The sequence below is a fragment of the Streptomyces liliifuscus genome, from assembly GCF_016598615.1.
Lineage (GTDB): Bacteria > Actinomycetota > Actinomycetes > Streptomycetales > Streptomycetaceae > Streptomyces > Streptomyces liliifuscus.
Genome location: NZ_CP066831.1, coordinates 9213819 through 9225602 on the forward strand (window position 1 = coordinate 9213819; position 11784 = coordinate 9225602).

Sequence of the window (11784 nt, forward strand, 5' to 3'; positions counted from 1 at the left end):
CCTGACGGGGCGCCCCTGAGCCCTGCCGAGCCACCGAGCCCGAAGCGCCCGAGCCCGAAGCCCAGGGCGCCCCGTGCCTGAACCGTTAGGCCCCCTCCGCCAGTACCTTTTCCAGTGCCCCGAGTGCCGTTCGGAGTTCCTCGCCCGTGATCGTCAGCGGGGGAGCGAGGCGGATTGTGGATCCGTGGGTGTCCTTGACGAGGACTCCCTCCCGCATGAGGCGTTCGCTGATGTCGCGGCCGGTGCCGATGGCGGGGTCGATGTCGACGCCCGCCCACAGGCCGCGGGCCCGGAAGCCCTGGACGCCCTTGCCGACGAGGGACGTCAGACCGCCGCGCAGTACGACGCCCAGCTCCGCCGCCCTGCGCTGGTATTCGCCGGTCTCCAGCAGCTCCACGACTGCCGAGCCGACCGCCGCGGACAGCGGGTTGCCGCCGAACGTCGAACCGTGCTCACCCGGCCGCAGCACCTGGAGCACGTCTCGCCGCGCGACCACCGCGGAGACCGGCACGATGCCGCCGCCGAGCGCCTTGCCGAGCAGCAGCATGTCCGGGACGACGTCCTCGTGCTCGACGGCGAGCGTGCGTCCCGTACGGCCGAGGCCCGACTGGATCTCGTCCGCGATGAACAGGCATCCGGTGCGCCGGGTCAGTTCGCGGACGCCGCGCAGATAGCCGTCGTCGGGGATGACGACACCCGCCTCGCCCTGGATCGGCTCGATCAGGACGGCCGCGGTCGTCTCGTCGACCGCAGCTTCGAGCGCGGCGAGATCGTTGTACGGGACCACGCGGAAGCCCGGAGTGAAGGGACCGAAGCCAGCGCGGGCCGTCTCGTCGGTGGAGAAGCTGACGATGGTCGTCGTACGGCCGTGGAAGTTGTCGGCGGCCACCACGATGGTCGCCCGGTCCGGAGCGACGCCCTTCACCTCGTACGCCCACTTGCGGGCCACCTTGATGGCGCTCTCCACGGCCTCGGCGCCCGTGTTCATCGGCAGGACCATGTCCAGGCCCGTCAACTCGGCCAGGGACTCCGCGAACCGGGCCAGCCGGTCGTTGTGGAACGCGCGCGAGGTGAGCGTCAGCTGGTCGAGCTGCCGGTGTGCCGCCTCGATCAGGGCCGGGTGGCGGTGCCCGAAGTTGAGGGCCGAGTAGCCGGCCAGCATGTCGAGGTAGCGGCGGCCCTCGACGTCCTCGACCCAGGTGCCCTCGGCGCGCGCGACGACCACGGGCAGCGGGTGGTAGTTGTGCGCGAGGACGGGCTCCTCGGCGCGGATCAGCTCGGCGGACGAACGCACGGAACGGCTGGGAGCGACGGTCATGAGCGGATCTCCTGGGTGCAGCACTTGATGCCCCCGCCTGCCTTCTGGAACTCCGACAGGTCGACGGGGACGGGAACATAGCCGTGGCGGGCGAGCTCGCCCGCGAGGGCCTCGGCGCGCGGCGCGATGAAGACATGACGGCCGTCGGAGACGGAGTTCAGTCCGAACGCCATCGCGTCGTCGTGCGTGGCGATCACCGCGTCCGGGAACAGCAGGCGCAGCACCTCACGGCTGCCCGCGGAGAAGGCCTCCGGGTAGTACGCGATGTTCGCCTCGGGGCCGTCGTCGAGCACGAACAGCGCGGTGTCGAGGTGGTAGAAGCGCGGGTCCACCAACGTGAGGCTGACCGTCGGGACGCCGAAGAACTCCTGCACCTCGTGATGGGCGGCCCGCTCCGTACGGAATCCGGTGCCGGCCAGGAGAACGCGGCCGGCGAAGACCAGATCGCCCTCGCCCTCGCACACCGCCTCGGGGCGATAGACGTCGAAGCCCGCGTTCTTGAACCACGTCTCGTACGCGGTCGACTCCGGGCGGCGCTGCGGTGCGTGGAAGAGCGAGCCGAAGACCCGGCCGGCCACGACCAGCGCCGAGTTCGCGGCGAAGACCATGTCCGGCAGACCGGCGACCGGTTCCACGCTGTCGACGGTGTGGCCGTGGGCGCGGTAGGCGCGGACCAGCTCCGCCCACTGTCCTCGGGCCAGATCGACGTCGACCTGTGTGTCCTCATGCATCCAGGGATTGATGGCGTACTGCACGGCGAAGTGTCTGGGTTCGCAGACAAGGAAGCGCCTCGATCGCGGCACACGACTCATGGGCACAGAGGGGTTCCTCCGCTTTCCTGCGGTGTTGGGTGGGATACCTCAACGGTAGGAAGCGGAGGCCACTCTCGACAAGAATCGGAGATTGCGCGTCACCGCAGGGATGCTGCGTGTTCGTGCCGGTCGACGCACGATTGCTGCGTGGGTGGTTCGGAGGGGGCCCACTACCGCTGTCAACCGCGGGAAACGCTCACGCCCCCGGTTCCGGGGCGGGCTGGCTCGCCCCCGCTTCCGGGCTCTCCGGCAGCAGATGCGACAGCACCATGTAGCTGATCGTCTTGCGGATGAACGGCTCCACCCGGATCCGCTCCAGCACCTCCTCGAAGTGCTCGACATCCCGGGCCCGCACATGCAGCAGCGCGTCCGCGCCACCGGTCACCGTCATGGCGGCGGTGATCTCGGGATGGTTGCGCATCACCTCCGCGAGCCGCCGCGGCGGGGCGGCGCCCTCGCAGTACACCTCCACGTACGCCTCCGTGCGCCAGCCCAGCGCGGCCGGCTCCACCGTCGCCGAGAACCCGGTGATCACGCCGGTCTCGCGCATCCGGTCGACCCGGCGCTTGACCGCGGTGGCGGACAGACCGACCGCCGCGCCGATCTCGGCGAAGCTCGTGCGGGCGTTCGCCATCAGAGCCGTGACGATCTTGCGGTCCAGATCGTCGAAGGGGGCGGACGTGGGTGTCATGCGGGCACTGTATCCAGCGACGACGACCTGGCCCGCCGCATGTGCAGGCGTGCGAATTGCTCCTACACTCCGGGTTCATGCTGCGCGCCCTCGCCGTCGACGACGAACCGCCCTCCCTCGAAGAGCTGCTCTATCTGCTGGACGCCGATCCACGGGTGAGCAGCGTCGAGGGCGCGAGCGATGCCACGGCGGCGCTGCGCCGGATCAACCGTGCCCTGGAGAGCGGCCCCGACGGCGACGAGGGCATCGACGTCGTCTTCCTCGACATCCACATGCCGGGCCTCGACGGACTCGACATGGCCCGGCTGCTCGCCGGGTTCGCCAAACCGCCGCTCGTCGTCTTCGTCACCGCCCACGAGGGCTTCGCCGTGCAGGCCTTCGACCTCAAGGCCGTCGACTACGTCCTGAAGCCCGTGCGCAGGGAGCGCCTGGCCGAGGCCGTCCGCCGGGCCGTCGAGCAGATGGACGCGGCCCCGCTGATACCCGTGCACGAACCCGACCCGGACCACATATCCGTCGAGCTCGGGGGAGTCACCCGCTTCGTCGCCGTGGAGGACATCACCCACGTCGAGGCCCAGGGGGACTACGCGCGGCTGCACACCGCCCAGGGCAGCCACCTCGTCCGCATCCCGCTCTCCACCCTCGAGGAACGCTGGCGCTCGCGCGGCTTCGTCCGCATCCACCGCCGCCATCTCGTCGCCCTCGGCCACATCAGCGAACTCCGGCTGGACGCGGGTACCGTCAGCGTCCTGGTCGACTCGGTCGAACTGCAGGTCAGCCGCCGTCACGCACGCGAACTGCGCGACCTGCTGATGCGCCGGACCGCGAGCTGAGGAGACCCCAGGTGCCACAGGACCCCACCGACCGCCGTGTCGTCGTCACCGGCCCACCGCGCCGTACCCGCCCGCTGAGCCGCTCCCGGCCGCGCACCGAGATCGACGAGCAGACCACGCTCGGGCACACCTACGTCCGCTCGCTGATGCGCTCCCAACTGCGCGCCGCGTTCACCGTGTTCGCCGTACTCGTCCTCCTGGTCGGCCCGCTGCCGCTGGTGTTCGCGTCGATGGGCGACAGCTCCAGCCTGGAGTGGATCGTGCTCGGTTTCTGCGTCTACCCGCCGCTGGTGCTGCTCGCCCGCTGGTACGTGCGCCGCGCCGACCGCAACGAGAAGGACTTCGTCCGCCTCGTCGAGGACCGCTAGCCCGTGAACCAGCCCCGGACCGAGATCCGCTGAGCCCATGAACGAGAGCACCGCGTGAGCGAGAGCAGCCCGTGAACGAGAACTACGCCGTCCCCGCGGTCGCGCTCGTGGTCGTCGCGACCGTCTTCGTCGGCGCCTTCGGCCTGCGCATCTCCCGCACCACCTCGGACTTCTACGTGGCCTCCCGCACGGTCGGCCCCCGACTGAACGCGGCCGCCATCAGCGGCGAGTACCTCTCCGCCGCCTCCTTCCTCGGCATCGCGGGCCTGGTCCTCGTCCAGGGCCCCGACATGCTCTGGTACCCGGTCGGCTACACCGCCGGCTATCTCGTCCTGCTGCTCTTCGTCGCCGCCCCGCTGCGCCGCTCCGGCGCCTACACGCTGCCCGACTTCGCCGAGGCCCGGCTCGCCTCGCAGGCCGTACGGCGGCTGGCCGGAGCCTTCGTCGTCGGCGTCGGCTGGCTCTACCTCCTGCCCCAACTCCAGGGCGCGGGGCTGACGTTGAACGTCCTGACCGGAGCCTCCAAGCCGCTCGGCGGCATCATCGTCGCCGTCGTCGTGGTCGCCACCGTCGCCGCGGGCGGCATGCGCAGCATCACCTTCGTGCAGGCCTTCCAGTACTGGCTCAAACTCACCGCCCTGCTCGTCCCCGCGCTCTTCCTCGTCCTCGCCTGGCAGGGCGACGGGGCCCCGGACCGCCCCTTCGACGAACCGGCCACATTCCGCGAGCACCGGGTCGTCCGCATCGACGCCGGACTCGACCTCAAGCTCGGCCAACCGCTGAGCGTCACCGCGACGGGCACGGTCGACGGCGAGCGCTACGAGGACGAACGGGTCCGCCTCCCGGCCGGCGTCCACCGCATCGAACAGGGCACCCGGCTGACCTTCACCAAGGGCGACCCCGTCCCCGTCGCCGACCGCGGCAGCAACGGCGGCATGTCGACCTCCCTCGCCGCCGGCCGCGAGGAACGCCCGCTGTACGCCACGTACGGACTGATCCTCGCCACCTTCCTCGGCACCATGGGGCTGCCGCACGTCGTCGTCCGCTTCTACACCAGCCCGCACGGTGTCGCCGCCCGCCGCACCACCGTCGCCGTGCTCGGCCTGATCGGCGCCTTCTACCTGCTGCCCCCGGTCTACGGAGCGCTGGGCCGTCTGTACGCACCCGAGCTGACCCTCACCGGGGACGCGGACGCCGCCGTACTGCTGCTGCCCGACCGGGTGATCGGCGGGCTCGGCGGGGACCTGCTGGGCGCGCTGGTGGCGGGCGGGGCCTTCGCCGCGTTCCTGTCCACGGCGTCGGGCCTGACCATGGCGGTGGCGGGCGTCCTCACCCAGGACGTACTGCCCTCGCGTGGCGTACGGCACTTCCGGCTCGGCACGGTCCTCGCCATGATCGTGCCGCTCGCGGCCAGTTCGATCGTCGGCGGACTGCCGGTCGCGGACGCGGTGGGGCTCGCCTTCGCGGTGTCCGCGTCGTCCTTCTGCCCGCTGCTGGTCCTCGGTATCTGGTGGCATCGGCTCACCCCGCCCGGCGCCGCGGCCGGGATGATCGTCGGCGGCGGCTCGGCGCTGCTCGCGGTCGCCGCCACCATGGCGGGCTTCCCGGGCACGGGCTCGCTGCACGCGCTTCTCGCCTGGCCCGCGCTCTGGTCCGTACCCCTGGGATTCCTGACGATGGTGCTGGTGTCCCTCGCGACACCCGGGCGGGTGCCGGTCGGAACGGCCGCGATCCTCGCCCGCTTCCATCTGCCGGAGGAACTGGCCGGGGGACAGGTACGCACGGAGGTCAAGGCATGAGCGGTTTCCTGGCCGGGCTCTGCGTGGCCGTACTCCCGTTGCTGGCCGCCGGGTTCTGGCTCGGCCGGCGCACCTCCCGCCCGTCGAGCCTCGGCGGCCTCGGCACCCCCGTCGAGCACGCCACCTTCGAGACCCTGCACACCGCGTCGCTCGCCGCCCCGCCGCTGAGGGCAGGACTGACCGGGGAGACGGCCCGCAAATCGGCCCGGCGGCTGCGCACCCTGCTCGGCACCGACGCGCTCTGTCTCACCGACCAGGACACGGTCCTCGCCTGGGAGGGCGTCGGAGAACACCACCGGGACCAGATCATGGAGCGGCTGGGCGGCCCCCTGGAGACCGGCCGAGGCGAGGCCTTCCGACTCGACTGCGACGAGCCGTACTGCCCCCTGCGCTGGGCTGTCGTCGCCCCGCTCACCGTCGACGACCGCGTGCACGGGGCACTCGTCGCCTGCGCGCCCCGCGAGTCGGCCGTGCTCGTCCGGGCCACCGGAGAAGTCGCCCGCTGGGTCTCGGTCCAGCTGGAACTCGCCGACCTCGACCAGTCCCGCACCCGGTTGATCGAGGCCGAGATCAAGGCGCTGCGGGCCCAGATATCCCCGCACTTCATCTTCAACTCGCTCGCGGTGATCGCCTCGTTCGTCCGCACTGACCCGGAGCGCGCCCGCGAACTTCTCCTGGAATTCGCCGACTTCACCCGCTACTCGTTCCGCAGGCACGGCGACTTCACCACGCTCGCCGACGAACTGCACGCCATCGATCACTACTTGGCCCTGGTCAGGGCCCGCTTCGGCGACCGGCTCTCGGTCACCCTGCAGATCGCCCCCGAGGTACTCCCGGTCACCCTGCCCTTCCTCTGCCTCCAGCCGCTCGTCGAGAACGCCGTGAAGCACGGCCTCGAAGGCGGCACCGGGAAGGTCGACAAGAGCCGCATCACCATCACCGCCCAGGACGCGGGCGCCGAGGCACTCGTCGTCATCGAGGACGACGGCCCCGGAATGGACCCCGACCGGCTGCGCCGCATCCTGTCCGGCGAGGTCAGCCCCTCGGGCGGCATCGGCCTGTCGAACGTCGACGACCGGTTGCGGCAGGTGTACGGCGACGACTACGGCCTCGTCATCGAGACCGCACTCGGCGCGGGCATGAAAATCACCGCCCGCCTGCCGAAATACCAGCCGGGCGTGCACTCGGCGGGGCGTCTGCCCCGCGAATGAGTCCCCCGGGCGAGTAACTGCCGAAGCTGCCCGGGGGACTGAACGCAGAGTGCGTCAGGTGGGGCGCGACACCACCATGGCCAGTGTGATCAGACCGAGCACCACCCAGCCGAACCACAGCCAGCCACTGCTCCCGAGAGCCACCGTGTAGGCCGTGACCACCACCAGTCCGCCTACGGTGAGCACTCCCATGGTCTTCGTAGAACCGGGCATCGCAACACCCTCCTCATGGTTCGTCCCTCTCCATGGTGCCCCGGTCTTGGCGAATTGCAGTGCACACTACGAAACGCGTCCCTGAGTTCCACCCGCTGTTACCGACCCAGGCGGCGGCCTCGTAGACGCTGGGGTCGTAGCCGTAGTCCTGCGGCGGGACCTCCTTCTGGCATGTTTCGGGTGCTTCGTCCTGTGCGTCGTCGAGGCTGGTTCCCGGAGGCATGCGGAAGAAGTCGAGCACCTGCTGCTCATGGGGGCCGTCGCAGGAGACCAGCTTGGCGCGGTTGCCGGAGACCTTGTCGAGGCAGTCCCGTTTCTGCATCGTGGCGGTGTCCTTGAAGAGCGTGCCCGGTTTGCGGTGGTCCCCGAGCGGGCCGTACACGGGATAGCCGCGCGCCTCCAGCAGCAGACAGGCGACGCGACGGTCGGCGGCATCGAAGCCGTCCGCGGTCGGGACAGCGGCGAAGGAGCGCATGTCCGCCAGCTTCTTGCGGGTCTCCCCGGTGCGCTGCTCGCACTGGGCGGCGGCTCCCGTACGGGCCTCCTCGGCGGAGCCGGTCTCGAACGCCGCCAGGACCTGCCCCTCGGTGTTCCTGCTGTCGCAGCCCACGACCTCGAGCGCGGGCTCGCCCGAGAAGGGCGTGCCGGGCCATTCGGCGTCGACGCAGTCCCCGTCCTTGAGCGGCGTGGTCAGCCCGACGGCCTCTCCGTACGGGTTCCCGGCGCCCTTGCCCGGCAGATACGCCATCGCGTACCAGGTCCCGCCGCCCGCCAGGGCCAGCCCCAGCGCGGTCGCCAGTACGGATTTCAGGACGCGGTGGCGCGGGCGGCGCCTGCTGGTGGTGGCCGGGGGAGGCCCGTACCCCTGCCCGGTCGGCCACGGGGCGGGCCCCTGCCCGGGCGGCGGCCAGGTGGCGGGGTTCCCCTGGCCGGGCGCGGCCGAGGACTCCTGCGCGGCCGACGGCGCGTACCACTGCGAGCCGTTCGCGTGGCTCTGTGAGGCCCCGGGTGTCTCGGGGGCACGGGGTGCGGCCGTATGGGTGGGCCCGCCCGCCCAGGGCGGCTCCGAGCCCGGGTCGAACTGGGTCCGGGGATGCGACTGCGGCGTCAGGATCGCGGACAGCGCGCCCTCGGCCTCCTCCGCGGTGATCCGGTGGACGGGGTTCTTGGTGAGCATGGCGGCCAGGAGTGATTCCAGCGCACCCGCGCGCAGCGTCGGACGCGGCTCCTCCAGTACGACGGCGGTGAGCGCCGCGAGCCCCGAATCGCGGTCGAAGGGACCGTAGCCCTCGACGGCGTAGTAGAGCGTGCAGCCCAGCGAGAACAGGTCGGCCGCTGCGGTGGGCGGCCCGCCCTGGGCCCGCTCGGGCGCCAGATACCCGGCGGTGCCCACCAGCACGGAGGTCTGTGTGTACCGCGTCTCGCCGCCGTCGGGCTGCACGGAGATGCCGTAGTCCGTGAGCAGCACCCGGGCGTACGGAGACCCGGCGCGGTCCGGGGCCAGCAGGATGTTGGCGGGCTTCACGTCCCGGTGCATGACGCCCCGCTCGTGCCCGGCGGTCAGCGCGTCGAGCACGGCGAGTCCGACACGGGCGCACTCGGCGGGGGCCAGCGGCCCGCGCTGGGTGACCAGGGCGTGCAGGTCGAGCGCGCCCGGCACGTACTCCATGACGATCCAGGGCAGGCCCTCGTGTTCCAGGACGTCGTGCACGGTCACCACGTGCGGGTGGCCGCGCAGCCCCGCGGCGTGCCGGGCCTCGGCACGGGCCCGGGCGACCCTGGCCGAGCGGTCGCCCTCCTCGCCCGGATTGCGGAACACGATCTCCTTGAGGGCGACCTCACAAGCCAGCCGCTGGTCGTGGGCGAGCCAGACATGTCCCATGCCGCCGCTGCCCAGCTGGTTCAGCAGTAGGTACCGGCCGGCGATGACCCGGCCGACTCCCGACTGCGGTGATCCTGATGCCATCCGGTCACTCCCGGGGTTCGGCTCTGGGTGGGCTTACGCCGGACCGACAGCGGGCTCGCCCGGGGCCGGCGCACTGGACGAGCCGGGTTCGCCCGACGCGGGTTCACTGGTCACCGGCTCGCTCCGTGTGGGTTCGGCGGACGTGGGCTCCGCGGAGGTCGGCTCGACGGTGGGCGGCGTGCTCGACGCGGTGGGGGTGGTTGGGGTCGTCGGGGTGGCCGTCGTGGGTTCGATCGTGGTGGGTTCACCGGAGGTGGGCCGGTCGGTGGTGGGTTCGCTCGACGTCGGTCCGCCCGTGTCCGGCTCTTCCGTGTCCGGATCGTTCGTGGTGGGGCCGCTCGATGTCGGGTCGTCCGTGGTCGGCCCTTCCGTGGTCGGTCCCTCGGTGGTCGGCCCGTCCGATGTCGGGTCGTCCGTGGTTCGCCCGTCGGACGGGTCCGATTCCGGAGGCGTACCCGGCTCCTCGCCGTCGTCGGCGACGCTCAGGGCCACCGCCTCGCCGAACCGCAACTCGGTTCCCGGCCCCGGATCGGAGCCCGTCACCGCCGCGTCGCCCGGCGGGAGTCCGTCGGAGAAGGTCGCCGCGAGGCCGAGCTCGGACAGCCGCTGACTGGCCTGGTCGAAGGTCATCCCGGCCACGCGCGGCACCGCGTGCTGCTCCGTCGCGTCGAACGGCTCGTCGTTCTCGCCCGTGCTGCCGACGGGGCGGTTGACGCCCTGGTCCGGGTCGTCCACGTCGATCAGTGCGATCCGCTCCAGCGGCTGGGGCGAGGGCTTGACGGTCACCACGTCGGACTTCTCGTAGCCGTCCCACTTTTTGTTGCCGTTTTCGAACTTGACCGAGATCTTCTCGGGATCCTTGTCGAAGGACTGCAACGGATTTCCGCACGAGCACTTCACGGCGGGAAGTCCCTGGTCGTTCACCAATACCGCGATCCCGGCCTCCAGCAATGCGTCGAAGGCGACAGCCTTGCCCTTTTTGTAGTCGTGGTTCTTCACGAGAGTGTCGTGACGCAGCAGAACGGGTGTGAGGTCGTCGATGTACCCCTCGATCCGATCAGGCGTAATGCCCACGATGCGGGCCCATTCCCGGGCCTTTTGACGGTTCCTGGGATCGGTGAGGAAATCCTTGAGACGGTCGACGTCACAGACCTTGGGCTTCTGCGTACCCCCGTACAGACCAGAGGTGTTGCCCTGCTGCAGGCCGCTGTGCGGTTGTTCCGGCCTGAGCTTCGTCTCGTCGGTGCCGAGTGATCCGTCCTCTTCGAAAAAAGGTGCGAGTGACGGCACTCCGGCGGCGACGGCCTTCACCGCGAACAGGCGTTGTTCCGTGCATCCGCTGAGGATCACCGCAGCGGCAAGCAGAACGGCAAGCCTTCGGACCACGGTTTTTCCGGTCCTCAGCAAGCATGCGTGAATTGTCATGACCGCTCCCCCCAGCGGATCCCCCGTAACCCTGCAGAGCGGAAGCAGGGCGTCACGCATCATGCTACTGAATGGAAAAGCCTTTCAGTCAAGGGGAATTCCCAGTGTGCACGGAGTGACCGAAAGGGAGAAAGGGGCTCAGTTACCGCGTGCGTTGAGTGAGGCCAGATAGGCGTTGTACGCCTCGAGTTCCTTGTCGCCGTCACGGTCGGCGGCCCGGTCCGCGCGCCGCGCCTGCCGCTCCTCGGAGCGGTGCCACTGGAAGAGCAGCGCGAGGAGCACGAGCACGGACGGGATCTCGCTGAACGCCCAGGCGATACCGCCGGCCGCGGTCTGGTCGGCGAGCGCGTCGATGCCGAGCGAGGCGGGCGGGTTCTCGTACGTCTCGACCATCGGCTGGGACGCCATCATCAGCGCGATGCCGAAGAACGCGTGGAACGGCATGCCCGCGAACAGTTCCAGCATCCGCATCAGATAGCCGGGCCGGTGCGGACCGGGATCGACACCCATGATCGGCCAGAAGAACACCAGGCCGACGGCGAGGAAGTGGCACATCATCGCGATGTGGCCGGTCTTGGAGTCCATCAGGAAGTCGAAGATCGGGGTGAAGTACAGCGCGTACAGGCTCGCGATGAACAGCGGGATCGTGAACGCCGGATGCGTGACGACCTTCATGAGGCGGCTGTGCAGGAACATCAGGAGCAGTTCGCGCGGCCCCTTGCGGTCGCGGCCGGCCGTCGGCAGCGCGCGCAGGGCGAGCGTGATGGGCGCGCCGAGCAGGATGAGGATCGGCGACAGCATGCTGATCACCATGTGCTGCACCATGTGCACGCTGAACATGACCATGCCGTAGTCGTTGAGCCCGGTGCACAGCACGAGCATGACGCTCAGGACGCCGACGACGAACGCCACGGTCCGCCCGACCGGCCAGGCGTCACCACGCCGGACCAGCCGCACCACACCCCACCCGTACAGCGCGAGCCCCAGGAGGCAGGCCACGAGGAAGAACGGGTCCGGCGACCACTCGAGCCCCCGCCCCAGCGTGAACGGCGGCAGATCCATGGTCGTGCCGTGCCCGCTGTGATCCATCCGCCGGCTCCTGTTTCGTGCTGATTGAGCGCTGTCTGTCCGCACCCCAGACTAGAACT

At 70.5% G+C, this 11784-nt stretch carries 11 protein-coding genes; 4 read left to right on the forward strand and 7 right to left on the reverse strand.

The window, feature by feature from the left end:
- Nucleotides 1-85: 85 nt before the first annotated feature.
- The 3 genes from rocD to JEQ17_RS39825 form a co-directional block, all read right to left on the reverse strand.
- The gene (gene rocD / locus JEQ17_RS39815) at nucleotides 86-1318 is read right to left on the reverse strand and encodes an ornithine--oxo-acid transaminase (protein WP_234048541.1); all 1233 of its coding nucleotides are present in this window, start codon (nucleotides 1316-1318) and stop codon (nucleotides 86-88) included.
- On the reverse strand, nucleotides 1315-2136 hold the full coding sequence (ddaH, locus tag JEQ17_RS39820) for a dimethylargininase (protein WP_200399764.1): 822 nt from the start codon (nucleotides 2134-2136) through the stop codon (nucleotides 1315-1317). Before ddaH ends, rocD begins: the two co-directional genes overlap by 4 nt.
- A gap of 190 nt (nucleotides 2137-2326) precedes the next feature.
- The gene (locus JEQ17_RS39825; RefSeq protein WP_143642964.1) at nucleotides 2327-2821 is read right to left on the reverse strand and encodes an Lrp/AsnC family transcriptional regulator; all 495 of its coding nucleotides are present in this window, start codon (nucleotides 2819-2821) and stop codon (nucleotides 2327-2329) included.
- Nucleotides 2822-2898: 77 nt separating this feature from the next.
- Here JEQ17_RS39825 and JEQ17_RS39830 point away from each other — a divergent pair, with 77 nt between their 5' ends.
- The 4 genes from JEQ17_RS39830 to JEQ17_RS39845 all read left to right on the forward strand — a co-directional run bounded on the left by JEQ17_RS39830 (nucleotide 2899) and on the right by JEQ17_RS39845 (nucleotide 7032).
- Entirely contained in the window at nucleotides 2899-3654 is a 756-nt protein-coding gene (locus JEQ17_RS39830; RefSeq protein ID WP_200399765.1) for a LytR/AlgR family response regulator transcription factor, read from the forward strand.
- 11 nt (nucleotides 3655-3665) lie between these two features.
- Nucleotides 3666-4022, forward strand: coding sequence for a hypothetical protein (locus JEQ17_RS39835; RefSeq protein ID WP_200399766.1), 357 nt, complete (start codon nucleotides 3666-3668; stop codon nucleotides 4020-4022).
- 71 nt (nucleotides 4023-4093) lie between these two features.
- Nucleotides 4094-5821 (forward strand): sodium/solute symporter, encoded by a 1728-nt coding sequence (locus JEQ17_RS39840; protein ID WP_200399767.1) that lies wholly within the window; start codon nucleotides 4094-4096, stop codon nucleotides 5819-5821.
- Nucleotides 5818-7032, forward strand: a complete 1215-nt coding sequence (locus JEQ17_RS39845; protein WP_200399768.1) for a sensor histidine kinase — start codon at nucleotides 5818-5820, stop codon at nucleotides 7030-7032. The genes JEQ17_RS39840 and JEQ17_RS39845 overlap by 4 nt, the downstream gene beginning before the upstream one ends.
- Nucleotides 7033-7086: 54 nt before the next feature.
- On the opposite strand, the gene JEQ17_RS39850 is transcribed toward JEQ17_RS39845, so the two are convergent.
- From JEQ17_RS39850 to JEQ17_RS39865, 4 genes are all read right to left on the reverse strand, one after another.
- A complete protein-coding gene (locus JEQ17_RS39850; RefSeq protein ID WP_107102596.1) occupies nucleotides 7087-7245 on the reverse strand; it encodes a hypothetical protein in 159 nt (52 codons plus the stop codon).
- A gap of 13 nt (nucleotides 7246-7258) precedes the next feature.
- Nucleotides 7259-9211, reverse strand: a complete 1953-nt coding sequence (locus JEQ17_RS39855; protein WP_200399769.1) for a serine/threonine-protein kinase — start codon at nucleotides 9209-9211, stop codon at nucleotides 7259-7261.
- Between the two features lie 33 nt (nucleotides 9212-9244).
- Nucleotides 9245-10597: a DUF6777 domain-containing protein gene (locus JEQ17_RS39860; RefSeq protein WP_325176306.1), complete on the reverse strand. Its 1353-nt coding sequence runs from the start codon at nucleotides 10595-10597 to the stop codon at nucleotides 9245-9247.
- Between the two features lie 177 nt (nucleotides 10598-10774).
- Nucleotides 10775-11725 carry a cytochrome c oxidase assembly protein gene (locus JEQ17_RS39865; RefSeq protein ID WP_200399771.1) on the reverse strand — a complete coding sequence of 317 codons (951 nt, stop codon included), beginning with the start codon at nucleotides 11723-11725 and terminating at the stop codon, nucleotides 10775-10777.
- Nucleotides 11726-11784 lie beyond the last annotated feature (59 nt).